Below are 24,434 nucleotides of genomic sequence, written 5' to 3'. Positions count from 1 at the left end.
GAGTCAAGCTCGAACTTGAGTCTGGTTCACTCAAGGCTGTCGAAGTGGTCAACGGGGGCGGTTCGCGTTTTGTTCCCTGGCGCACGAACTTTCTCCGGCGAGTTCCCGTCCCGTGTGGTGATGGTGCGGCGAGGGGTCCGGTCTTAGCGTTGAAGGTGTCCTGCGAGCCTCGGCCGCACCCCCAACCACACGAACGGTCTGCCGTCATGTCCACCAACCGAATCACCGCGGCCATCCGCACCGCCGCCGTCGCCGCACTGATCGCCCTGCCCGCGCTCGGGCTCGGGCTCGGGGGCGCCGCCGTCGCACACCCCGGTCCGCACCCGCCCGCCGCCGATCCGATCGTCGGATCCAAGGGCGGAGGATGCTCGGAGAATCGAGTCGGCGTCGACGGGGACACCGGCGAACAGCTCTCCTGCCGGCGCGGCCCCGACGGGGGCGTCTGGTCGGGTACCAACGGAGGGATCGTCGGCGTCCACGAATTCGGGTCGCCATGCGACCCCGCGCTCGACGAGAGGTCGCAGACGCCGGAGGGCAGGGAGATCATGTGCACGCCCGCCGATCACCAGTGGCAGTACGACGCCTAGTCCGGGATCCGCGGGGAACCCCTAGCCGGACGCCTACGATCCAGGCATGGACAACGCAGGCGAGCAGGAGTTCGGAGTCCCGCCCCAGGCCGCACCGCCGCAGCCGCCGCACCGCCCGCAGCCACCGCGCCCGGAGTTTGCCGCCACCCCGCTGCGCCCCGCGCCCACCGACGCCCCGCCGCGCGCTCTCACCGTCGCCCGGTCCGCCTGGATCGGCTCGTTCGCCGTCCTGATCGGCATCGGTGCCGCCACCGCGCTCGAGCTGACCGCGGTCCGCGACGCGCTGGAGTCCGCGCTGTCCGCCGAACGGCCGCGCACCGCCCACCGCGACATCGCCGACACCGTCTCGGTCACCCTGCTGGGCTGCGCGTCGGCCGCCGCACTGCTGCTGGCCGCCGGACTGATCTGTCTGCACCTGCTCGGTGGGCGTCGCAGCGCCGCCCGAATCGCCCTCGCCCTGGTCGGCGTCGTCTCCGTCGCCGCGGCCATCGTGTTCTTGTCGCTCATGGTCGACGCGGGCGAGGCCTCCGGCGGCGTGCTGGAGTGGGCCCCACTCGTCTACGCCGGACTCGTGACCATCGGCGTCGCAGCGCTTTTCGCGCCCGCTATGAGTCGCTGGTTGCGGCACTGACCGCCGCGACCCGCGGCCGGACGCCTAGCCCGAGAGCTCGGCGAGCACGCCCTCCGCGCTGCGCGCGCCGATCCCGCAGGCGCGCGCGGTGAACTGATCCAGCAGCGGATGTTCGGCCCAGGTCCGCCACTTGCGCACCGCCGCAAGGGCCGCGGCCCGCTCCGCGGCGACGCCGTCGTCGGGGTCGAGCCCGAGCCGCTCGCTGCGCCCGATGCCGAACCCGCCGACCAGCCGCTGCAGCTGCGCGACATCATCGTCGGACAGGTTCGGCCGGGTCGAGCGCAATCGCCCGAGCAGCCGCAACTCCTGGAAGCCGTGCACATCGGCGAGCAGTCGTTGCGCCGCGGCGAGGATCGGCGCGGACTCGGCGCGGGGGTGGGCCGAGAGCACGCGGGTGAGCGCGAGCAGGGCCGAGTGTGTCTTGAGCTGATCCGCGCGCTGACCGAACTGCACGTCGATCACCTGCCGCAGCTCGTGGAGGCCACTGCGCTCGACGAGCTGCGTTGCGAGACTGGGCGAATCGGGCGTGCCGAGCTTGATCAGCGTGACCGCCAGCCGGATTCCGAACAACCCGAAACGGTGCGCCAACTGGGCGCGGGTGTGCGCGTCCACCGGCAGCGGGCTGTCCGGGCGGGAGAACCGGTCCGCGGACAGCATCGCCAGCTGCAGGTCCTCGGGCGGAACCTCGGCCAGCGCGCGGAAGGCCTCGTACTCGCGCTGCCGTAGCGTGCGCGCGCCGAGCGCGAGCAGCCCGGCGACCGGGACCACCGCCTGACACAGCCCCGTCAGCTCCAGCTCGGTGGCGAAGCGGGACGCGACCTCCTTGGCCGACATCATCGCGTCGAGGCGGCCCGCGCCCACCTCGTCCGCGCGCGAGACCACCCCGACCACCCCGAGGGGTCCGGACTCGCCGCCGACGTGCGAGCCGATCTGACCGAGGAATGCGACGTCGGTGGCGGCGAGGGTGCGCAGCAGGTACACCACGGCATCCGCCCCGGAGGCCGAGTCCTCCGGGGTCAGCATCTCCAGTGTGCGGGCGGAGACGTCGCGCGAGAGCGAGGACGTGCCGGGGGTGTCGATGATGGTGGTGTTGGTGAGCGCCCGCGCCGGCCACTCCACGTCCAGCCGGTCCACCTCCGCGGCCGTCATCGCGCCGAGGTCGAAGGTGAGGCTGCTGCCCTCTCGCCGCTGGACGGGCACGTTGAAGGACTGGTCGCCGTGGTGCCACGCGGTGACCGTCGGCGTCGGGCCCTGCCGGTACCAGGTGACGACACGGGTGCACTCCGTGGCGTCGGTCGGTGCGATGTCCTGTCCCACAAGCGCATTGAGCAGCGTCGACTTACCGGCCTTCAACGACCCGGCGAGCGCGACCCGGAGCGGCTGATCGATCCGCTCGGCGCACTCGTCGAGTTGCCTGCGTACCGTGGGATCGCCCGCATACACCTCACGTGCCGCACCGATCAGTGCCCGCGCCTGCGCCAGCGCGCCCGCGCTCACCGTTCGATCTCCACCGGGAGCATCTGTGCCGCAAGCTCCTTGAGCTCGCTCAGCGCGCGCATGTCCCGCTCGATCTGGGCGGCGCGCTGGGTACGTTCGGCGGTGGCCAGGTTCGCGGCCTCCTGCGCGGCGCGCAGCGAGTCGTTGAGTGAGCGCAGGGTCTGCTCGGCGATGGCGGTGAAGTGGTCGCGCAGCAGTCGCTGGATCAGCCGCAGCCGATCCTTTGACTCCTTGTTCACCTGGAAGCTGACATCGTCGACGAACCGCCGGATCGCGACCTTCGCCTCGCTGCGGCGCTTGAGGATCCGCTGCTCGCGATCCTCCCGATAGGCCTTGGTGCCCAGCACCAGCCCGGCGCCCACGGAGATCGGGTTCACCAGGGCCATCCCCATCAGCGTGGTGATCAGCCCGAACATCAGCACGCCGCCGTACGAGCCGCGCATGCCGACGAGCATCTTCTGGGTGATGCCGATGCTCCCCGATTCGAGGTCGGCGAGGGAGCTGACGGGCTCGAGGACCCCGCCCAGGTCGGCGACGTCGAGGTGCGGCAGGTCCACCGACCCGGACTCCGCGAAGTGCCCGGCCACCACCTCGGCCAGCCAGATCGCGCGGTCGTGCGCCCAGACGAAGTTGTCGCCGATCGAGGTCGCGACCTGTTGCTCGAGCCACTCGCCGAGCTCCGCCCAGTCCTTGCCGGGGTCGCCCTCGTCCACGGACTCCTCGGCCTGGCGGGTGACGCGGCGCAGCCGGTCCCGCAGGTCGTGGTCGATGTCGGCGGCCAGGTCGGTGACGCCGTCGGACAGGGTCTGCTGCCACAGCGAGGTGCGCTTGTGCAGCTCCTCGGCCGCGACCTTGGCCTTCTGCAGCTCCGCAACGGCCGCAGCGCCTTTGGCCGGGTCACGAAGCGCGGCAAGCTCGCTGCCGAGCGCGAGGGTCAGGTGTTCGGTGACCGAGTGCACGTCCAGCGCCACCGCGCGGCGGGTGGTGAGGTCTCCCCTTGCCACCACCTGCTCGCGCAGGAACGCGTAGAGGTCGGTGAACCCCGACTCGACGTTCAGCTCCTCGTCCTGCAGTCGCACCGCGTGCGAGCGCAGCGCCGACGACACCGGGATCAACGGCACGCTGAGCCCGGCGCGGCCGAGGTGCCCGCGGTCCGCCTCGACGATCTCCCGCCAGTGCGGGTACAGATCGGTCTTGCTGATCAGGCAGGCCACGGCCGGGCACAGGCCGAGGACCTGCCGAAGGAACGCGACCTCCGGTTCGGTGAACTCCTGACTGGCATCCGAGAGCACCAGGACCGCGTCGGCAGCGGGAAGTAGGCCGAGAGTGCTTGCCGCGTGTGGGTTTCCGTGCCCGCCGACGCCTGGGGTGTCCACCAGCACCAGCCCGTCGGCGAGCAGCGGGCTCGGCACGTTCACCTCGACCCGCAGCACCTCGCGTCCGCCGGCCAGCGGCGTCGACGGCGTGACGGCGCTCAGTTCCTCCAGCGGCACCGCCACCCTGACGGCGTCGGCTCCCGGCTCGGCGAGGACCAACTCCGCGCTCGCCGTCTGCGCGTTCTGCACGACCGTGGGCACCGCGGTGGTCTCGTCGTCGCCGACCGTGCACACGGTCAGGCCGAGCAGCGAGTTCACCAACTGGCTCTTGCCCTGCTTGAGCGGGCCGACCACGACAATCCGCATCCGCGGATCCAGCACCCTGGTCTTGGCCAGCTCCAGGCGGTCCACCAGATCGGCTCGCCCGGCGGTCCGGGCGATGACCCCGGTCCGCTCGAGCAGCGCCACCATGTCCGCGGCCGTTGCCTGTCCCGCGGCGGTGCGTTCGACTGCCGAAGCAGCTGCGTTGTCCATGAACCCGACCCACAATCCAATCTGCGCCGCGGGCGCCCGAACGGGCGCTCGCGGCGAGCGATTTCACTGTATCCAGCACGGAGCCGGCCCCACACGCAATAGCGCGTACGGGGCCGGCTCCGTTACAGATCGATCAGGGCAGCAGCGGATCCGCGTGCGCGGCCGCCTCGCCGCCGATCTCGGCGGCGCCGGTCGCATCCGCGTCTCCGAAGAGCCCGCCGCCGATGCCGCCGAGCCCATCGCCGAACAGGCCGCCGTCCGCCTCGTGGGTCGTGGTGACCTCATTGCCGAAGGCGTTCGAGGCGTCCAGCGACGACCACGCGTTCCCGGTGGCCGCGGTGGCACCTCCGAGGCCGGAGCTGATCCCGCCGACCAGGTCGGAGGTGCCGCCGAGCTCGCCGCCCGCCGACGTCGCGCCGCCAACGCCCGCCCCGATGCCTGCATCGACCGCACCGGTGACCGCGCCGCCGAGGTCCGCGACGGCGTCCAGGCCGGTCGTCAGGTCCGTGGCCGCTCCCGCGGCACCCGAGAGGGCGCCACCGAGCTCCGCACCGGTGTTCGCGACCCCCGACAGTGCGCCGCCCACGTCTGCGCCAGCGCTCGCCGCACCCGACAGGGCTCCACCCAGCTCCGCGCCCGCGTTGGCCGCACCGTCCAGTGCGCCGGTCAGGCCGCCGCCGAACTCCGCACCCGCGTTGGCCGCGCCATCGAGCGCACCGGTCAGGCCGCCGCCGAGCTCAGCACCCGCGTTCGCGGCGCCATCGAGCGCACCGGTCAGGCCGCCACCCAGCTCCGCACCCGCGTTCGCCGCACCCGACAACGCGCCGCCCAGGTCCGCGCCCGCGTTCGCGGCACCGTCCAGCGCGCCGGTCAGGCTGCCGCCGAGGCCGGCACCCGCACCGAACAGGCCACCGAGACCGCCGGCCAGGCCGCTGGTCAGGCCCGCACCGAGGCCCGCGACCGCGTCCAGTCCGCCGCCGAGGCCCGCTGCCGCATCGAGGCCGGCGTCGAGGTCCGCGCCGACACCGAGGTCGAGGCCGACGCCCGCGCCGAGGAGGCCGTCGAGAGTGCCGCCCAGATCGAGGGCGCCGCCCGCACCGAGAAGTCCGTCGACCGCGCCGCCCAGGTCGAGGCCGCCACCGAGCGCACCCCCGAGGGCACCGCCGAGGTCGAGGTCTCCGCCGAGCGCGCCGCCCGCCCCGAGCGCACCCTCGAGGGCCGTGCCCAGCCCGCCTGCGAGGCCGCCGTCGAGATCGAGGGCGGTGCCGAGCACCGTGCCGAGCGCGCCGCCGAGGTCGATCTCACCGGTGCCACCCGCCGCGCCACCGAGCGCCGCCTCGAGTTCCCCACCGAGATCGCCGCCCGCACCGAGCGCCGCGCCGAGCACCCCGCCCAGCGAAGCCCCCAGGTCCGTGCCGATCTCCCCGCCCGCGCCGAGCACGCCCTCGAGCGCGGTGCTGAGCGATCCGCCGAGGCCACCCTCCGCACCGAGGTCGAGGCCGCCCGCGGCGCCGAGCGCCGCGTCCAGCGCCGCACCGAGCCCGGCAGTGAGGCCGCCGTCCACCCCGAGCGCACCGCCGAGCGCACCGGCCAGTGTGGCGCCGAGGTCCCCGCCGATCTCCCCGCCCGCACCGAGGACGCCGCCCAGATCCAGGCCCGCACCCGCACCCGCACCGACCAGGGCGCCGAGCGTGCCACCCAGCGCGCCACCGAGATCGGCGGCGACATCGCCGCCCGCTCCGAGCGCCCCGCCCAGCGCCGCGCTCAGCGTGGCGCCGAGTTCGCCGCCCAGGTCCAGGCCACCACCGAGGCCGCCGCCCAGGTCCAGCACCCCGTCGAGCGCACCGGTCAGACCGGAGGTCAGGCCGCCACCGAGACCGAGCACACCGTCGAGGTCAAGGCCACCGCCCGCACCCAACACCGCATCGAGCGCGCCGGTCAGACCGGAGGTCAGGCCGCCACCGAGACCGAGCAGGCCATCGAGGTCAAGGCCGCCGCCGGCACCGAGCGCCGCGTCGAGCGCACCGGTCAGACCGGAGGTCAGTTCGCCGCCGAGGCCGAGTGCGCCGCCGAGGGTGCCGCCCAGCGCGGTGCCGAGATCGAGGCCGCCCTCGAGCGCGGTGGACAAGGCGCCACCGAGTGCACCCTCCGCACCGAACGCGGCACCGAGCACCCCACCGAGCGCGAGACCCAGGTCGGCGCCGAGGTCGCCACCGACCCCGAGGGCACCGCCCAGCACCGCGCCGAGATCGAGCGCCCCGCCCAGGTCCAGGTCGGTCACCCCGCTCAACGCGGCGTTCAGCGCGCCGCCGAGCTCGGCCACCAGGTCTCCGCCGACTCCGAGCGCGCCACCCAGCGCACCGCTGAGCGCACCGCCAAGGCCCAGGTCCGCGTTCACGTCCACGGCGCCGCCCAGGCCGAGCGATGCCTCGAGGGCCGCACCGATGGCCGCACCGAGATCGGCGCCGATCTGTCCGCCGATCTGCAGAGCAGCCCCCAGCGCCGCGCTCAGAGCCGCGCTCAGATCGGCTCCCAGGTCGATGTCGCCACCGAGACCGAGTCCGCCACCGAGCCCCAGACCCGCGCCTGCGCCTGCCGCGAGGCCGCCACCCAGACCGAGGCCACCTCCCAGTCCGAGGCCACCACCGAGGCCGCCACCGAGTGCACCGCCGACGGCCGTGTCGAGCCCCGCGTTCACGATGCTCGTCAACTCACCTGCGGCGCCGGCGAACAGACCCGACTCGGCGACCAACGGGGCCACTGCGGAGATGTCCGCGGCGCACACGCCGCCCAGCCCGGCGGCGGCCAACGCCGCGTCCGGGTTCTGGCAGTACAGCGCCCTCGCCTCGTCATCACGCAGGAGGCTGAGGATGAAGTCGAGAAGAGCGTTGGTGGTCATGTCGATCTCCTGAGGTCTGGTCGAACGGATCGCGATAGACGACGCGAAACGATTGCCCTCAACGCTAGGTACGCGGACACCCCGCCCCAACGGGGTGAACTCCCCTGCCTCGCGGAGCACGTGGGGGGTGGGGCCGATAGGGGATCCCCGCCCGATAGGGGATACCTCCCCCATCTGCGCGTTTGTCGCCGAATCGGTAACGCTTCACGCGCGTGACCCGACACAGTGGGCAACAGCGGGGGCCACATTCGGCCCCCACCCCCGGCTCAGAACCCGGGAAATCGTCACCCGCCCCTGGCTCCGGCCAACGGGAGAATTGTCAGCCACTCCGGCGGCGGAAGCCGCGGGGCGAGCACGGGAGAACACTTCGATGACTGTTGGACTCGGACTCACCGTCGGCGCCGTGAACTCGGTGGCGGTCACCGCCCTCGAGCACGACGCGGACGCGCAGGGACCGTCGATCACGGCGAGTTCGACCCTGGCGCTCGGCGGGGACGCCCCCGCGGTTCTCGGCGTGCCCAGCAGGCACGAGGGGGACGTTCCACGTGGAACCGTCATCTCCGGTTTCGCCACCCGCGTCGGCGACCCCGTCGCGCTCGTCGCCGACGACGGCTCGACCCACACCGGCGAGGACCTCGTCGTCACCGCGATGCAGTGCCTGATCGAGGCGTCCTCTGCCGAACTCGCCGAGTTCCCCGCCGTGGCGGCGGCGTATCCGGCGGTCTGGCCGGGCCACACGGTGGACGCGCTGCGCTCCGCGCTCGACCGCGCCGGCCTGGGCGGGGTCACGCTCGTCCCCGAGCCCGAGGCCGCGGTCACATGGCTGCAGCGCAACGGATCCCGCGACTACGCAGGCACCTCCGACGACCTCGTGCTCGTCTACGACCTCGGCGGCACCAGCCTCGACGTGACGCTCGTTCACGCAGGCGACACTCCTCGGATCATCGGGAAGCCGATGCGGTCCGAGGACTTCGGCGGATCCGAGTTCGACCACCTCACGCTGCGGTACGTGCTCGACGGTGTCGTGGGCGAGGCAGGCGAACTGGACCCCTTCGACCCCGACACCATGAACGCCCTCGCCCAACTGCGGGCCCGCTGCTGCGCAGCCAAGGAGGCACTGTCCTCGGACACCGAGACGGTCATCGGGATCGACCTGCCCGGCGTGCACAGCGACGTCCGACTGGTGCGTGCGGAGCTGGAGGACCTGATCCGGGAGCCGCTGGCGGACTCGGTCGAACTGGTCCGGGAGACGCTGCGCAACGCGGGCGTCGACCTGTCCGACGTGGGTCAGGTCCTGCTCATCGGTGGCAGCTCGGCGATGCCGCTGGTCGCCGAGTTGCTCTCCGCCGAACTGCGGCTGCCCGTCGTCGCCGACGCCCATCCCGAGCGAACCGCGGCACAGGGCGCCGCGCTCCTCGCCGCCGCGGAGGGCGCCCACACGGTGCCGCTCGCGGTGGTTCCGGCCGCCGCGGCCGCCGCGACCACCGTCGTGGAGGTCGCGCCGGTGCCGCCCGCGTCGGCGGGTCCGCGTCCCGGCGTCCGGCCCGCCTCCAGGGGCGCATCGCTCTCCACCCCCAAGAAGGCCGCGATCGTCGCCGCCGCGGCCGCCGCGATCGCCATCCTGGCCGCAGGCGGGCTCTCGCTCGGTACCGGCGCGCTGACGCCGTCCAACGCGGACACCAGCCGGGGTGCCACGACCAGCGGCCACAGCGTCACCACCACGGTCGCACCGGACGGCACCGTGCTGCCCGTCGTCGACGGCGTGGTCAGCCCGACCACCGGGGACTCCCCCGTCCGTCTTGACCCCACCGGCGCGCCCATCCGATCCGACGCCGGTTCGACCGCGCGGCAGGTCTCCGCCAATTCGGGCGGCGCCGCGGCACCCGCCCCGGCACCCGGCTCCCCCGCCGCCGCACCCGCCCCGGCGCCTGCACCGGGACCCGTTGGCGGCGGGACACCCCCGCCCCCAACTGCGCCTCCTGCGGGCGGCGGGTACACGCCCCCGCCCGCGCCCCCGCAGGGTGACGGCGGCGGCCAGATCGCGAACGACTTCGTCGACGGCGTCGGCGGCGCCGCCACCGGTGTCGGAAACGGCGTCGGCGGCGTGGTGGAGGGTGTCGGTAACGGCGTCGGCGGCGTGCTCGGCGGTCTGGGCGGCGTCGTCGGCGGCGTCGGCCAGGGCGTCGGCGGGTTGCTCGGCGGCGGGCAGTAGGAACCGTGACCGTGCTGACCTCCGAACCAACCGGCACCGCTGCGGCCACCCTCGCCGGAATGCCCGGGGCACAGGCGTTCCTCGCCGCCGCGCGAACGGGCACCCCGCACATGCTGATCCGCGGAACTGCTGGCAGTGGCAAATCGACCCTGCTCGCCACGATCCGAGACGAGCTGCGTGCCAACGGGACCGCCGTCGCCTCGACGGCGGGCGCGGACGTCGAACCCGGCGGCGCGCTGGTCGTCGACGACGCCCATCGGCTGCCCGACGCCGCGGTCGACGCGCTGACCCTGGCCGCGCACCGCCCGGACATCACCGTGATCGTCGCCACCGAACCGCGGCCGCACAGCCGCGCCCTGCGCTCGCTCGGCGATGCGCTCGGCTCACTGCCCCTCGACCCGATGACTGCGCGGGACATCGTCGTCCGCGCGGAATCGACACTGGGCGTGCGACTTCCTATCGGTCTCGCCGCCGCGATCCTGCGGATCACCGGGGGCGGCGTGCAGAGCGTCGACGCGACGCTCGGCGCCCTGTCCCGCCTCGACCCCACCGAGCCGCGCACCCAGCCCGCTCTGGAACGGGCCCTCGACGCAGCGACGGCCGCACACCTGCGCCCCCGGCTCGCGGAGCTCGACGCGGACCTGTTGTGCACCCTGGCGATCGCCGCGATCGGCTCGGGGCCCGATCCCGTCGAACTCGTCCGGGTGCTGTCCGTCGACCCGACCGTGGCCCAGGACCTGATCGACCGGGCGCGCGGCACCGGACTGGTCACCCACACCCTCCTGCCCGTCGCCCGCGAACCGCTGGCCGCCGCGCTCGGAGCGCAGCGGCTGGCCCGGCTGCACGCCGACTCGCTGCGCGCGAAGCTGGCGGACGGCGCCCTCGATCTCCCCGCGGCCCGCGCCTACGGCGAGGCGGGCGTGACGGATCCGGAGCTGGCCGAGTTCCTCTGCAGCGCCGCCGAACACGCCGAGCCGCCGCTGGCCGCGAGCCTGTACGCGGAGGCCGTCCGCGCGGGCGCCGATCGGAACACCCTCGCCCTGCGCTGGTCCGAGGCGGCGGCGCTGAGCGCAGACTTGGACACCGCGGTCGGGCTCACCGACGGCCTGCTCGAACGGGCTGCAGACCTGACCGACACCGAACTCGCTGCGGCCGTTCGGATCGCGGCGAGCGTCGCCGCGCAGCAGGGCATGCTCGGCCGCAGCGCAGATCTCTACGAATGGCTCGGCCCGGCCCGCGTTGGCTCCGACGCACCCATCGCGGCCACGGTGCTGCTGGCCGCGGGACGGCCGGAGCGGGCCGAGGCGATGACGGACCGCCAGGCGGGCTCGCCCCCGACGTCGACGTCCGCGGGCGCAGCGCTGCTCGCGCAGGGCCTGCGACAGTCGATCGACGGCCGGGTTGCGATCGCGGTCAACTCGCTGACCCGTGGGCTGTCCCTGTCCGCCAACGGTTCCCGACCCCGGTTGCTACCCGACAGCGGTGCCGCCATCACCGCACTGGCGGGCATCGCGTGCGGCGAACTCGCGGGGGCCCAGGCCGTGCTGCAGCGGGCACTGGACACCGAGCCTCGCGAGAGCATCACCCGTCAGCGGCACGAGTTGCTGCTGACCTGGATCGCCATGATCCGCGGCGACCTGGATGCCGCGACGGCCCGGCTCGATGCGATGCCGACGGACACCGAGCCCACCCCGCGCGACGCGCTGTTCATCGCGGCGCTGCGGGTCGGACTGGCCCGTCGCGTCGGTGACATCGGCGCCCTCACCCACTCGTGGGAGCGGGCACACGGCGTCATCGCAGAGCACTCGGCCGATCTCTTCAGCCTGCTCCCGCTCGGCGAACTGTGGCTGGGCGCGGCCAGACTGCGGGACACCGACCGACTCGCGCACCTCATCGAGCAGGCCAACGAACTGCTCACCCGGCTCGGCGAACCCACGCTGTGGGGCTCGCCCCTGCACTGGTACGGCGTGCAGGCCGCGATCCTGGCCGAAAGCCCGTCGGAACTGCTGCCGCACGCCAACGCCCTCGGTGTCGCGGCCGAGACCAGCCCGTACGCGGCGGGCCTCGCGGCCGCGGGCCGCGCCTGGCTTCGGGTGCTGCAGGGTGAGATCGACGCGACCGTGGTGGAACAGTCCGCGCGCACCCTGGACCGCATCGGGTTGCCATGGGACGGTGCCCGTCTCGCCAGCGAGGCCGCGCTCCGCGCCTCCGACACCAGGACCGCGACCACGCTGCTGCAGGTCGCGCGCTCCCTGCGACCCGCCGCGTCGTCGACGCCCGGCACCGTCGCGGGGACCGAGCGCGAACTCAGCGCTGGCCTGACCGACCGCGAGGCCGAGGTGGCGAACCTGTTGGTGATGGGCCTGACCTACCGGGACATCGGTGCCCGGCTGTTCATCTCGGCGAAAACCGTCGAGCACCACGTCGCCCGGATCCGCCGTCGCCTCGACGCCACCTCCCGCGCGGACATGCTGTCGATGCTGCGCGCGATGGGTCACGGCACGGAGAGCTGAGCACCGAGCCCGGGTCACGACCCCGACACAACCGGTGTCGTACCCACCTGTGACACCTATGATCACGACCTGACCTCTTCGCGTCAGACCCCGATCTGGGAGGGACCATGTCACCGGACCAGCACGTCACGCCCGCGCCGAGCCGGCCGCCCGCGAGCCTTCCCGGCGCAGAAGTGGTTTTCGTGGCGATCGGCGCCGCGGTCACGGCGGCCGAGGTGGTGGGCGCGACGGCCCGTTTCGCCCTCGGCACCCTGCGCCGGGTGCCCGGATTGGCCCGGCGCCTCGACGCCACGACGGACGCGCTGCGGGCGCGCGGCGAGGAGGTCGCGCGGACCGCCGCCCCGACCGTCCAGGACCTGCTTCGCCTCGTGATCAGGGAGGTCGTCGCGGCGGCCCTGCTCGAGATCGATCTCACCCGCCTCGTGCGCGAGAACGTCGACTTGAACCTGATCGCCGAGTCCCTCGATCTCGACCAGATCGCCGCCACCATCGACGTCGACCGCATCGCGGCCCGGCTCGACGTGGACGCCGTGATCGGCAGGCTCGACCTGGACGGCATCGTCGACTCCGTCGACCTCAACAGGCAGATCGCGCGGGTGGACCTCGACGAGGTGGCGCGCCGGATCGACATCGACGCGATCATCGCCCGGATGGACCTCGTCGGCCTCGCCAACGACATCATCGAGGGCGTCGACCTGCCGGAGATCATCCGGGAGTCGACGGGTTCGCTGTCCTCCGAGGCGGTTCGCGGGGTCCGGAGCCAGGGCATGCAGGCCGACGACGCAGTCGCCGGCTTCGTGGGCAAGCTGTTCGGCCGCGGCCCCGGCCCGGACGACGAGGTGCCCATCGGCGGCGGCCGCCCCGGGGACCCGGCGCCGTGACCGAGCACCTCGATCAACCTCCGCACCGGCCTGCCGGGATCATCACCCGCGCGATCGCCGCCGTGATCGACCTCGGGGTGGTCCTCGCGATCATCGGCGTGACCTACCTGGGCCTGGCCCTGGTGCGATTGCTTTACTCCCCGCAGAACTTCCGGTTCCCCGAGCCGGCTTTTCTGGCCTCGGCGACCGTCACCCTCACCGTGTCGGTCGTGTACCTGACCGGCTGCTGGGTCACGACCGGACGCACCGTCGGCGCGGTGGCGATGGGGCTGCGGGTCGTCACCGCCAAGGGCCGGCTGCTCCGGTTGCCCCGCGCCGCCGTGCGGGCCGTGCTCTGCGTCCTGTTCGCCGTCGGCCTGCTGTGGGCGGCCGTCGACCCCCGGCGACGGTCGTTGCAGGACATCGTCCTGCGGACCCGGGTCGTCTACGACTGGCGGAAGGAATCGAGCGAGCTCATCGGCTGAGTGGTGAGCCCTCGCGTCGTCGGGCTCAGCCGCCTGCCCCGGGTTCGAGCACCATCACCGGGATCCGCCGGTCGGTGGCGCGTTCTTTGTAGGCGGCACGGCTGGGATAGACCTCCAGGTCCATGCGCCACAGTCGCTCCCGCTCCTCCCCCTCCGCCTCGTAGGCGACCACCTGCCGGGGCTCACCGCCCGCGACGGTGACCGTGGCCTCGGGATGCTTGCGCAGATTGAAGTACCAGGCCGGGTTCGAATGCTGTCCGTAGTTCGAGGCGATCACCACGATCCGGTCCCCATCCGGCATCCCCACCAGGGGGACGGTGCGGTTCGCCCCGCTCTTCGCCCCCGTGGTGGTGAGCATGACCAGCGGCAGTCCGGTGAGGAGGGTCGTCAAGGTGTTGCGCCCCTTGGTCAACCGGTAGACGGGGCCGTCGACGTGGTGGAGCGTGCGGGCGAAGAACCACGCCATCGGTTTGGTCCCGGCGAGGTCGCGCATCGCCCGGTACAGCGGGTTGACGTCGCGGTACCTCGACGACCCCGACATCGGTCAGCGTCCCAGCACGACGGCGGCCTCCGCCGTCAACGACGAAAAGGTCAGCGTCTCTTCCAGGTACAGCGTCACCGACTCGGCGGTGTGGCTGTCGTACCCGATCGACAGGTCCGTCCCCAGGGTGAGCTGGTTGTCGCCGCCGCGGGTGGACAGCACGTAGCCGCCCGCCACCGCCGGGGCCCAGATGATGTCGCCGACGAGGTCCTTGAGGTGATGGAACACCGGGTGGCCCTCGTCCCTGGTCTCGCTCACCGCGGTGTAGGTATCCGCGTCGAGCACCAGGGAATACGGTCCCTCCACGCCTGCCAGTCGCAGCGCCGACAGCGCGGAGGCGACGGCGTCGGGGACCAGCAGCGGGTCCTCGGGCAGCGACAGCGGCGGGTTGCTGCTCGACGGCCCCAGGCCCACGATGCCGGCCTCCTCGAAGCCGGCGAAGACGGTGCGGTCCTCGGCGAACGCGATCGCCTTGGCCGCGTCCTTGACCGGCTGCCAGTCGGAGTCCAGCGACCCGCGGGCCACGTCGTCGATCTCCGCGCGGCTGAGCGTGAACGGGAAGCGCAGCTCGACGAGCGGGTGCACCTCGCGGAGCTGTGCCCGAATCCTGCTGTCCGATGCGGTGATCGAGCGCACCCGGCCGAGGTTGTGCGCGGAATAGGAGTACCCGAACGGCCCGGCCACGTCGACAACCCGGCGCCCGGCGACGTGACGCTTGAAGGTGCGTGCGGCCTCTTCACCGATCTGCTCCCACGCGGCCTCGGTCACCGGCGCGAGGTTCCGGTGCAGATTGCTCGAATCAGTCATTGAGACACTCCTTTGAGATCACCGATTTTCAGGGACAGGTCGCGCGGCGCAACCTCTTCCGGCTCCGCTTCCTCGACGTCCGGCACGGGGATGTCGGCCAGCGCCTCCAACAGGTCCTGGCTCGGCGCGAAGAACAGGGTCCCCGTCGCCGCCCGGGAGAAATCCAGGATCCGGTCGTGGTTGCCGGGCGGATCGCCGAGGAACATGTGCCGCAGCATCAGCTCCGTGACGGCGGGGTCCTTCGCGTAACCGATGAAGTAGGTACCGAACTCGCCCGCGGAGAGGGAACCGAACGGCATGTTGTCGCGCAGGATCTCGTGCTCGGTCCCGTCGTCGTCGACGATGGTGTTGAGCGCGACGTGCGAGTTGCTCGGCAGGGCCGCGTCGTCGAGTTCGACGTTCTCGAGCTTCGTCCGCCCGATCACCCGCTCCTGCTCCTCGGTGCTCAGCTCGGCCCATGCGGCCATGTCGTGCAGGTACTTCTGGACGATCACGTAGCTGCCGCCCGTGAAAGCGGGGTCCTCCGCCCCGATCAGGGCCGCCGCGCCCGCGCCCGCACCGGTCGGGTTCTCGGTCCCGTCGACGAAGCCGAGCAGGTCGCGGGCGTCGAAGTAGCGGAACCCGTGCACCTCGTCCGCGACGGTCGCCGCGTCGCCGAGCGCCGCCAGGATCAGGCGCCCCAGCTCGAAACACAGGTCCGCGCGGGAAGCCTTGATGTGGAACAGCACGTCCCCCGGGGTGGCAGGCGCGCTGTGCACCTCGCCTCGCAGCGGGACGAAGGGATGCAGCCCGGCCGGTGTGGCGCCCGGCCCCACCCGATCCCAGAACTCCGAACCGAAACCCACCACGCAGGACAGGGACCCGGCGAGTTCCCGGAATCCCACCGCCCGGACCAGCGACCCGACGTCCGACGCCACATCGCGGAGGGTGACCGCGTCCTCGGCGCCGGGGCCTGCCGTCATCACCAGGAAGAGGGCCGCCGCGCTGAGCGGCTCCAGGACCGGCTGCGGCACCGGTGGTGATTCGGGATCGGTCATATTTCTCCCAGTACCTCGCGCAGGGCCAAGGATCACCACCCCGCTTGCGTCGATGCTCTCCGGATCGAGCGTAGGCGAATAGATAGGCTGTCGCCCGAGATCGCGCGTCGGTCCGGCAGCGCGACGCGCGAACCCCCGGCGAGCGCGACAGCAATGAGATGGGGGAGAGACATGGCCGCGGGGCTTGGGCTGGGGGTCGGCGGCACCAACGCCGTTGCGGTCCTCCACACCACCGAAAGTCCTCGTACCGGCGCCGAGCCTGCCACCATCGCTCGTCGCGCGACGTTGCAGTTGACGGCGGCGGGCGAGGCGATACTCGGCTCACCCGTCGATGCGCCCGACGTCATCTCCGGGTTCGCCGCGCACGCAGGCGATCCGGCCGGACTCGTGATCGGCGACGGCTCCGCATACCTGGCCGAGGACCTGGTCGCCACCGCCATGCACAGCCTCGTGCACGAGGCGGCCGAGGCATTCCCCGGCCTGTCCGAACAGCCCGAGATCATCGCCACCCACCCCGCACGCTGGTCCGACGCGACCACGCAGTCGATGCGGGAGGCCCTCGCCCACGTCGGGCTGGCCGGGGTCACGCTGGTCCCCGAGCCGGTGGCCGCGGTGACCTGGCTCGAGGCGGCGCACGGCACGCTTGGCGACGCGATCGTCGCGGTCTTCGACCTCGGCGGCGCCGGGCTCGACATCTCCCTGGTACGCACGGGCACGGATGCCGGGCTCCTCCGGCCGTCGACCTTCACCACCCGCTTCGGTGGCGACACCTTCGACCAGGCGATCCTCGAGCACGTACTGGGCTCGGCCGCCGGCGACCTCGGGCAGGTCGACCTGAGCGATCCGGCCACCAGGGCCGAGCTGTCGGTGCTGCGACGCCGGTGCGCCGAGGCCAGGGAAGCACTGTCCACGGCGACCGAGACTCAGCTCGCCGTGGAGCTCGCGGGCGCCACCGCCACCGTCACCCTGCTGCGCAGCGAGCTCGAGGAGCTGCTGGAATCGTCGATCACCGGGTCGCTCGACCTCGTGGAGCAGACCATCGGCGCCCATGACCTGGCGCTGTCGGACGTGTGCGCGCTGCTGCTGACCGGCGGCGGATCCGCGATGCCGCTGGTGTCGCGACTGGCCGAGGCGACCGTCGGCCTGCCGACCGTGCTGCCGCCCCGGCCGGGATACACGGGCGCGCACGGCGCCGCGATCATCGCGGCGGGCGGTACGGCGGGCGGCGCCATCACCACGGCGGTCGCCGCGGCCACCGTCGCGGCGGTCCGCACCGACATCGATGGCGACGCCGACACCGTGATCATGCCCGCGGTCTCGGTCGCGGGCCCACCGACCGCGTTCACCGAGGCCGGCCCCGGCCGTCCGGTGCTCCCCGTCCTGCTGGACCCGGATCCGGTGCCGCTCGCCCCTGCTGCGGCGACACCGACGGCCGCGGCGCCCCGCTTCCGGTTCCAACGCACCACGGCGATCACGGCGGCGGCCGGCGTGATCCTCGCCGTCGCGCTGGTCGGTCTGGTGGTGAGCCTGCGCTCCGCCGATGCCCCCGCGACCGCGGTCCCCGTCATCGCCCCGTCCGCGACGCCCAAGGTCACCGTCTCGCTTCGGCCGACCACCACGACGACCAAGGCGCCCGCGTCCACAACGGCCAGGAGCAGCAAGACATCGAGCCCCGCCTCGACCGCGCCCACCACCACCGTCGCCCCGACGACCCAGGCCCCGCCGCCCGTCGTCACGACGCCGCCCGCCCAGCCGAGCCCCTCTCACCGGCCGACCACGACCACCCCGAAGACGACCACGACAACCAAGCCCACCACGACGACCGAGGCGACCACCACAACGACCACGACCGCCCCGAAGGCGACGACCACCACGACCACCCCCGCCGACGGAGCGGCCGTCGCCTGACACACCGGGCGCGAATTGCCTACGGTCACCCCATGACCAACACTCGTGCCACCACGCGTCTGGCGCTCGCCGCCGCCGGTGTCACCGTGGTCCTGTGGGCCTCCGCCTTCGTCTCGATCCGCAGCGCCGGGGCCGCCTACTCCCCCGGCGCGCTCGCCCTCGGTCGGCTGCTTTCCGGGGCTCTCGTCCTCGGTGCGGTCCTGCTGATCCGGCGGGAGGGGTTGCCGTCGCGGGCGGCCTGGAGGGGGATCGTGGTGTCCGGCCTCCTGTGGTTCGGCGTCTACATGGTGGCGCTCAACTGGGGTGAGCGGGAGGTCGACGCGGGTACGGCCGCGATGATCGTGAACATCGGGCCCATCCTGATCGCCCTGCTCGGCGCCCGGTTCCTCGGCGAGACTCTGCCGCCCCGGCTGATCGCGGGCATGACGGTGTCCTTCGCAGGCGCGATCGCCGTCGGGCTGTCGATGTCCGGCGAAGGGCACTCCTCGGTCCTCGGCGTCCTGCTCTGCCTGTTGGCGGCCGTTGCGTATGCGGGCGGCGTCGTCGCACAGAAGCCCGCCCTGTCGCACGGCAGCGCGCTGCAGATCACGACCTTCGGGTGCCTCGTCGGCGCGGTGGCGTGTCTGCCGTTTGCCGGGCAGCTCGTCCACGAGGCGAGCCGGGCACCGCTCTCCGCGACGCTGAACATGGTGTACCTCGGGGTGTTCCCGACCGCCCTGGCCTTCACGACCTGGGCCTACGCCCTGGCCCGTACGACGGCGGGCCGCATGGGCGCGACGACCTACGCCGTGCCCGCTCTGGTCGTCGCCATGGCCTGGGTGTTCCTCGGCGAGCTGCCGGGGCTGCTCCCGCTCGCGGGCGGGGCGCTGTGCCTGGCGGGCGTGGCCGTCTCGCGCTCCCGGCCGAAGCCCTCGAAGGCTCCGGCCGAGAGCGTCGAGACGGCATAGATGCGTTCGCCAACCGGTCTATCAGGCACACGGGCGGCAAAGCCACACTTGCCCTAAGGTGGAGCGCTGATACATCCGCGCTCTCGACGAAGGGTCTTCATGCGTCTCCCGCTGGCGTTCCGCGCCGCAATCCTCGCCTCGGCCACCCTGCTCCCGTTCTCCGCTATTGCACAGGCCGAACCGCATGAACCCCAGTCGAATTCGCCCGCCGAGGTCGCGCAGCAGCTGCCGGCAGAGCTCGTCGACGCGATCGCCCGCGACCTGAAGCTGACCCCGCAGCAGTACATCGAGCGTGCCGAGGCCGCGCAGCGACTGGCCGGCTACGCGCAGACGCTGCGCGAGGGCAGCCCCGCCACCTACGCCGGTTCCTGGATGGGCGTCGACGGCGTCCCCGTCGTCGCGGTCACCTCCACCGCCGAAGCGCAGCGGGTGGCCCGCGACGGCTATGCAACCCACCTCGCCGCGGTGTCCGCGAAGGATCTCGAGGGTTCGCTGGCAGAGGTCAACAAGTGGATCCTCGGGCTGCCGAAGGACGTCTCCTCGCAGATCAACTCCAGCTCCATCGACGTGCTGGAGAACCGGGTCGTCATCGACGTGGTGAACAGCCCCATCGGCCGGGCACTGAACCTGCCGACGCTGCTGGCCGGGCTGAAGGTCGTGCTGAGCCCCGGCGGCCAGCCGCCCGTCGACCCGCACGCGCAGGGCGGCGACACCTACATCAGCACTCCGCGCCCGATCGCCCGCGACATCGACCCGGGCGAGATCGGGGTCTGCTCGTTCGGCTTCAACGCCGTCGACGCCGCCGGTGCCCCCTACAACCTCAGCGCGGGCCACTGCGATCCCTCGCAGGAGAACGCGAAGGTGCCCGCGGGCGCCCCGGTCTACCTGCCCGATTTCGCCGATGTCTCCCGCAGCACGCAGATCGGCGCCTTCCGGCACTCCGCGATGGGCGAGGCCGCGGGCGGCCTTGACTACTCGGTGATCAAGCTCAACGAGGCGGGCACCGCCGCCGGGCTGGACAAGCCGACCGTCCGCGGGGCCAACGGCACCACCGTCACCGTGACCGGCACGGCGCGTCCGGTCATCGGCGCGCCGATCTGCAAGTCCGGCCAGACCTCCACGTTCACCTGCGGCATGGTCCTCGCCGACAGCGTCGACGCCCCGCTGCACATGGCGGACGGCAGCACCCGCCTGGTCCGCGGGTTCGCGGGCTCCACCTGCACCCTCGGCGGCGATAGCGGCGGCGCCATCCTGACCGGGACCAGGGCCCTCGGCATCACCAGTGGCTCCAACTCCGGCGGTGCCCCGAATTGCACGGAGGCCAACCTCGTGCTGGCGCCCGAGGGCGGCACCGCGAGCATCGGCATCCCGATCGAGAAGATCGTGAACCACGCGAACGCGACTCTCGGCCTCGACCTGCAGGTCCGGGCCGGAAACGCGCGCCCCTGATACATCAGCGGCGCCGCCGCGGCGCCGAATCATCCGATGGTTTCCGGTAGGCAACGGCGGGCGTAACCCATATAGTCGCTACAACTGACCCGGCCTAAACGGATGGGTCATGCCCGCATGCCCTCAATCCGAAAGGTCCCCATGCGTAGCGTTCGCGCCCGCCGTGCCGCGATGATCGGCTCTGCGGCCCTCCTCCTGATCGCGCCCGGCGCGGCCCTCGCGCACGCGGAGCCCGCCGCCCCGGCGCCCGCGACCGCGCTGCCCGCCGACCTGGTTGCCGCGATCCAGCGCGATCTCGGCCTCAGCCCCGCCCAGTACCTCGACAAGGCCGAGGCCGGGCAGAAGCTGGTGGAGTTCGCCAACACGATGCGCGGGAAGTTCCCCGAGTCCTTCGCGGGCGCGTGGCTCGACCCGGCCGGCTCGCCGCTGATCGGTCTGGCGGACGGCCCGGACAAGGTAGCCGCCCGCGCGGCCGTCGAGGCAGCCGGTTACAAGGTGAAGGACCTGCCGCGCAGCGAGCGCGCGCTGCGCGATCAGCTCGGCCACATGAACAGCTGGATCGAGAAGCTCCCCGCACCGCTGTCCGGTCTCATCAGCGGCGCCGCGATCGACACGGTCAACAACGACGTCGTGTTGCGCGTCCAGAACACCGCCGAGGGCCAGGGTCTGCAGCTGCCCGACTTCCTGGAGTCCGCTCGCGTCGTGCTGGCCCCGGCGCTCGGCTCGTCCGCGCCGCCGGTCGCCGAGAGCCCGGTTGCCGCCGATGCCCGCCTCGGTGGTGACGCCTACGCCGCCGAGAACGCGGACGGTGCGTTCCGCTGCTCACTCGGCTTCAACGGCACGGACGGTTCCGGCCGCGCGGTGAACATCTCCGCCGGCCACTGCGACCCGAACCGCGATGCCGCGGGCACCGGTGCCGCCTCGATCGCGTTCGAGACGCACGGCGCCGCGTTCGGCGATCGCTTCGGCACCTTCGCCAAGTCGACCGTCGAGGGCCTCGACTACTCGGTGATCAAGATCGACGACGCCGCCACCAAGCGGTTCGAGAACAACTTCGTGCGCGCCCCCGGCGCGAACCCGGTGCCGATCACCGGCACCGCCGATCCCGTGGTCGGGGCGCCGGTGTGCAAGTCCGGCCTCACCACCGGCTTCAGCTGCGGCACCATCAACTCCGTCAACCAGATCGTGGACGTCGGAACCCGCACCCTGAAGAACGGCTTCACCGCGAACATCTGTGCGCTGCAGGGTGACAGCGGCGGCGCCATCGTGACCGGCACCAGGGCGCTTGGCATCTCGAGCGCCTCCAACGTGGGCGACATGATGTACTGCGAGCTGGCCTCCGTGGTCACCACGCTGGTCGGTGACAGCCCCCAGCTGTACGGGACGCCGATCAACGCGATCCTCGCGGCCAACCCGGGCCTGAAGGTCCGCACGGGCTAGATCGAGGATTCACGGCCTCACGAAAAGGGGCCTCGGACGCAGACTTTCGCGTTCGAGGCCCCTTTTCGCATTCCGGGGTAACACCCCACCGAACCGCGGGTTAACGGTAGAATCCCGTTGTTCCTGGGGCGGGGAGGATTGCGCGCGCCAGCGACAACCTGACTGGGGGGCCCAGTCAGAACATTGCCGGGCACTCGCGCCGGCGTACAGAAGGAAGTTCCATGGAGGATCTGCTCCCTATCGTGATGAAGTCGTTCGGCTACATCGTCACCATCGCAACGAACGCGGGCACCGCGTCCTGAGCGACTGAGAGGGTGCGGACCGCTGGTCCGCACCCTCCACGCTCGCGACCTCGGCGACCCCACTCGGGCGGCGCCATCCACGAGGCCACGACAAACGAAAGCGGCCCGTCCCCTCCGTAGAGGTGACGGGCCGCTTTCGTTGCTCTGCGAGTACTACTTCTGCAGGTGCTCGGCGTACATGCTCGTGCCCGGCTCGGCGAGCAGGGTCTGGCCCAGGCCGATGCCGGCGGCGATCAGGGTCGGTCCACCGACGAGGATGGTTCCGGCGATGCCACCGATGCCTGCGCCCGCGACGGTCCCGACGGCGGGCATGATGAACGTGCCGACGACTGCACCGATGATGGTGCCGATCAGACCACCGGAGGCGGTGGCAACCGCGAGCTGCGCACTGAAGGTCTGCTGCGCACTCAGGTTCTCGGCCGGCGAGGCGATGTCCTTGATCGCGATGTTGCCGACGGTACGGTCGCCGCGATCGGCCGGGGTGACCGGCTTGGCCTTGCCCAGGTCGAAGATCGGGGTCAGGGTGACGGTCTTTCCGTCCTCGCTGATCTTCTGCTCCATCGGGAACTTAAGGCTGTTGAGCTGGAACGCCAGCGGCAGGCTGACGACGGCCTTGCCCGCGTTGTCCTGCAGCTCGATGTTCTGGCCGTCACCGGAGACCTTGAAGCCGCCCGCGTCGATGGTCGTCACGACCGACTGTCCCTCGACCTTCGAGTTCCAGTCGATGGTCTCGGGCGCGGGCGCAGCCGGTGCCGCGTACGAGGTGCCCGCACCCACACCCAGCGCCGCGATCGCCATCAGCGACGTCGCCGCGAACTTCTTCAGCCTCATCTACAAATCCCCTCTGGAAACCAAAATTGACACATGGGTCACAACACAGTCTCGGTGGACACTAATCTGTGATTCTTCTGAGAACAAGGCGCAGCAATTGGCCGCCGACCCTTTCGTTCCGCTCACTTCTCCGCAGGTCATCCGGCGAAGTTAGGTTGACCTGCACTGAACCCCCCACAGGGGCACAAATTACGGTGAGCGTGAGAACTCCTGTGCCTCGCGTCGACCCCCGGGCGATGCGACCATGGACTCGACGTTGGCTCGGGATGCTACCGACGAGTAACTTAGCTGTGACAAGCCCCGAGGCTCCGCCCGAGAAGTTCGTTGGCGTTGCCGTCGTAGAAGGAAAGGCCGTGACATGAACGCCCTGACGATCACGTTGGGCACGATCGGCGCACTGCTCAGCCTTGTGTGTTGGGCCTCATTCTTGAGTGGGGCCTGGACCATGGGGAAGACGGTGCAGCTCGGTCAACCAGCCCCGGACCGCTGGCGCCCGTTCGTCCCCCGCTTCAAGCAGATGATCATCGAGTTCATCGCGCACACCCGGATGCAGAAGTTCCGCACCGTGGGCTGGGCGCACTGGCTCGTGATGATCGGCTTCCTCGGCGGCTTCCTGTTGTGGTTCGAGGCCTATGGCCAGACCTTCAACCCGGAGTTCCACTGGCCGATCTTCGGTGACACCTGGATGTGGCACCTCTGGGACGAGCTCCTCGGCATCGGCACCATCGTCGGCATCACCGTGCTGATCGTGATCCGCCAGCTCAACCACCCGCGGATCCCCGAGCGGCTCTCGCGCTTCGGCGGCTCGAAGTTCGGCCCGGCCTACTTCGTCGAGATCGTCGTGTTCGTCGAGGGCCTCGGCATGGTCATGGTGAAGGCAGGCAAGATCGCCACCTACGGCCACGCCAACCCGTGGACCGACTTCTTCACCATGAACGTCGCAAAGCTGCTGCCCGCCAGCGCGGTCATGGTCTCGATCTTCGCGTTCGTCAAGCTGATGTCCGGCATGATCTGGCTGTACGTGGTCGGCCGCAACATCACCTGGGGTGTCGCCTGGCACCGCTTCTCCGCGTTCCCGAACATCTACTTCAAGCGTGAGAACGACGGCGGCGTCGCCCTCGGCGCCGCGAAGCCGATGATGTCCAAGGGCAAGGCCCTGACCATGGACAACGTCGACCCCGACACCGACACCCTCGGCGCCGGCCAGATCGAGGACTTCTCCTGGAAGGGCTGGCTCGACTTCACCACCTGCACCGAGTGCGGCCGCTGCCAGTCACAGTGCCCCGCCTGGAACACCGGCAAGCCGCTCTCGCCGAAGCTGCTGATCATGTCGCTGCGAGACCACGGCTACGCGAAGGCGCCCTATCTTTTGGCCGGCGGCCGCAAGGACATGGGTGGCGACGAGGTCGGATTGGTCGACGCCGACGGCAACGTCAACGAGGCCGCGCTGGCAAAGATCCCCGAGGCCGCGCTCACCGAGGCCGGCCGCAAGCTGGTCGGCGAGACCGTCGAGGGCGAGCTGGCTCCGGTCATCGACCTCGAAACCCTGTGGTCGTGCACCAACTGCGGCGCCTGCGTCGAGCAGTGCCCCGTCGACATCGAACACGTCGACCACATCATCGACATGCGCCGCTACCA

Annotated in this window: 18 protein-coding genes; 11 read left to right on the top strand and 7 right to left on the bottom strand. The window is 71.7% G+C overall.

All coding sequences use genetic code 11. From position 1 onward, the window contains the following. The first annotated feature begins 206 nt into the window (after nucleotides 1-206). Nucleotides 207-587 carry a hypothetical protein gene (locus tag C8K38_RS01945; RefSeq protein ID WP_097210013.1) on the top strand — a complete coding sequence of 127 codons (381 nt, stop codon included), beginning with the start codon at nucleotides 207-209 and terminating at the stop codon, nucleotides 585-587. Between the two features lie 46 nt (nucleotides 588-633). Next, nucleotides 634-1,218, top strand: coding sequence for a hypothetical protein (locus C8K38_RS01940; protein WP_097210012.1), 585 nt, complete (start codon nucleotides 634-636; stop codon nucleotides 1,216-1,218). Nucleotides 1,219-1,242: 24 nt separating this feature from the next. Here C8K38_RS01940 and C8K38_RS01935 read toward each other — a convergent pair whose 3' ends face one another. The 3 genes from C8K38_RS01935 to C8K38_RS01925 form a co-directional block, all read right to left on the bottom strand. Further along, nucleotides 1,243-2,715, bottom strand: a complete 1,473-nt coding sequence (locus C8K38_RS01935) for a dynamin family protein (protein ID WP_097210011.1) — start codon at nucleotides 2,713-2,715, stop codon at nucleotides 1,243-1,245. After that, on the bottom strand, nucleotides 2,712-4,565 hold the full coding sequence (locus tag C8K38_RS01930) for a dynamin family protein (protein WP_097210010.1): 1,854 nt from the start codon (nucleotides 4,563-4,565) through the stop codon (nucleotides 2,712-2,714). The genes C8K38_RS01935 and C8K38_RS01930 overlap by 4 nt, the downstream gene beginning before the upstream one ends. Before the next feature lie 133 nt (nucleotides 4,566-4,698). Continuing rightward, the gene (locus C8K38_RS01925) at nucleotides 4,699-7,464 is read right to left on the bottom strand and encodes an IniB N-terminal domain-containing protein (RefSeq protein WP_179800424.1); all 2,766 of its coding nucleotides are present in this window, start codon (nucleotides 7,462-7,464) and stop codon (nucleotides 4,699-4,701) included. Between the two features lie 370 nt (nucleotides 7,465-7,834). On the opposite strand from C8K38_RS01925, the gene C8K38_RS01920 reads away from it, so the two are divergent. The 4 genes from C8K38_RS01920 to C8K38_RS01905 all read left to right on the top strand — a co-directional run bounded on the left by C8K38_RS01920 (nucleotide 7,835) and on the right by C8K38_RS01905 (nucleotide 13,534). Beyond that, on the top strand, nucleotides 7,835-9,676 hold the full coding sequence (locus tag C8K38_RS01920) for an Hsp70 family protein (RefSeq protein ID WP_097210009.1): 1,842 nt from the start codon (nucleotides 7,835-7,837) through the stop codon (nucleotides 9,674-9,676). Nucleotides 9,677-9,735: 59 nt separating this feature from the next. Then, nucleotides 9,736-12,189 carry a LuxR C-terminal-related transcriptional regulator gene (locus C8K38_RS01915; RefSeq protein WP_179800446.1) on the top strand — a complete coding sequence of 818 codons (2,454 nt, stop codon included), beginning with the start codon at nucleotides 9,736-9,738 and terminating at the stop codon, nucleotides 12,187-12,189. A 107-nt stretch (nucleotides 12,190-12,296) separates the two neighbouring features. Further along, nucleotides 12,297-13,070: a hypothetical protein gene (locus C8K38_RS01910; protein ID WP_143548370.1), complete on the top strand. Its 774-nt coding sequence runs from the start codon at nucleotides 12,297-12,299 to the stop codon at nucleotides 13,068-13,070. Then, complete coding sequence (locus C8K38_RS01905; RefSeq protein WP_097210007.1) at nucleotides 13,067-13,534, top strand: RDD family protein; 468 nt, start codon at nucleotides 13,067-13,069, stop codon at nucleotides 13,532-13,534. The genes C8K38_RS01910 and C8K38_RS01905 overlap by 4 nt, the downstream gene beginning before the upstream one ends. A gap of 25 nt (nucleotides 13,535-13,559) precedes the next feature. Here C8K38_RS01905 and C8K38_RS01900 read toward each other — a convergent pair whose 3' ends face one another. The 3 genes from C8K38_RS01900 to C8K38_RS01890 are packed head-to-tail and all read right to left on the bottom strand — an operon-like array spanning nucleotide 13,560 to nucleotide 15,919. Next, the gene (locus C8K38_RS01900) at nucleotides 13,560-14,075 is read right to left on the bottom strand and encodes a nitroreductase/quinone reductase family protein (protein WP_097210006.1); all 516 of its coding nucleotides are present in this window, start codon (nucleotides 14,073-14,075) and stop codon (nucleotides 13,560-13,562) included. 3 nt (nucleotides 14,076-14,078) lie between these two features. Further along, nucleotides 14,079-14,882: a family 1 encapsulin nanocompartment shell protein gene (locus tag C8K38_RS01895; protein ID WP_097210005.1), complete on the bottom strand. Its 804-nt coding sequence runs from the start codon at nucleotides 14,880-14,882 to the stop codon at nucleotides 14,079-14,081. Beyond that, nucleotides 14,879-15,919, bottom strand: a complete 1,041-nt coding sequence (locus C8K38_RS01890) for a Dyp-type peroxidase (protein ID WP_097210004.1) — start codon at nucleotides 15,917-15,919, stop codon at nucleotides 14,879-14,881. The genes C8K38_RS01895 and C8K38_RS01890 overlap by 4 nt, the downstream gene beginning before the upstream one ends. 171 nt (nucleotides 15,920-16,090) lie before the next feature. On the opposite strand from C8K38_RS01890, the gene C8K38_RS01885 reads away from it, so the two are divergent. The 4 genes from C8K38_RS01885 to C8K38_RS01870 all read left to right on the top strand — a co-directional run bounded on the left by C8K38_RS01885 (nucleotide 16,091) and on the right by C8K38_RS01870 (nucleotide 21,663). Further along, a complete protein-coding gene (locus tag C8K38_RS01885) occupies nucleotides 16,091-17,827 on the top strand; it encodes an Hsp70 family protein (protein WP_179800423.1) in 1,737 nt (578 codons plus the stop codon). Nucleotides 17,828-17,859: 32 nt separating this feature from the next. After that, nucleotides 17,860-18,774 (top strand): DMT family transporter, encoded by a 915-nt coding sequence (locus C8K38_RS01880; RefSeq protein ID WP_097210002.1) that lies wholly within the window; start codon nucleotides 17,860-17,862, stop codon nucleotides 18,772-18,774. Nucleotides 18,775-18,873: 99 nt separating this feature from the next. After that, complete coding sequence (locus C8K38_RS01875; RefSeq protein WP_097210001.1) at nucleotides 18,874-20,223, top strand: S1 family peptidase; 1,350 nt, start codon at nucleotides 18,874-18,876, stop codon at nucleotides 20,221-20,223. A 141-nt stretch (nucleotides 20,224-20,364) separates the two neighbouring features. Then, nucleotides 20,365-21,663 carry a S1 family peptidase gene (locus C8K38_RS01870; RefSeq protein ID WP_097210000.1) on the top strand — a complete coding sequence of 433 codons (1,299 nt, stop codon included), beginning with the start codon at nucleotides 20,365-20,367 and terminating at the stop codon, nucleotides 21,661-21,663. 455 nt (nucleotides 21,664-22,118) lie between these two features. On the opposite strand, the gene C8K38_RS01865 is transcribed toward C8K38_RS01870, so the two are convergent. Continuing rightward, nucleotides 22,119-22,796: a hypothetical protein gene (locus C8K38_RS01865; protein WP_097209999.1), complete on the bottom strand. Its 678-nt coding sequence runs from the start codon at nucleotides 22,794-22,796 to the stop codon at nucleotides 22,119-22,121. A 358-nt stretch (nucleotides 22,797-23,154) separates the two neighbouring features. Here C8K38_RS01865 and C8K38_RS01860 point away from each other — a divergent pair. Then, nucleotides 23,155-24,434, top strand: a 1,280-nt coding sequence (locus C8K38_RS01860) for a (Fe-S)-binding protein (protein ID WP_143548369.1), incomplete at its 3' end; no start/stop codon positions are given.

Origin of the sequence: Rhodococcus sp. OK611 (assembly GCF_003050885.1) — a bacterium.
Taxonomy (GTDB): domain Bacteria; phylum Actinomycetota; class Actinomycetes; order Mycobacteriales; family Mycobacteriaceae; genus Rhodococcus_G; species Rhodococcus_G oryzae.
The sequence above is the reverse complement of the archived record's forward strand: the minus strand, read 5'-3'. Positions and strand labels throughout refer to the sequence as shown.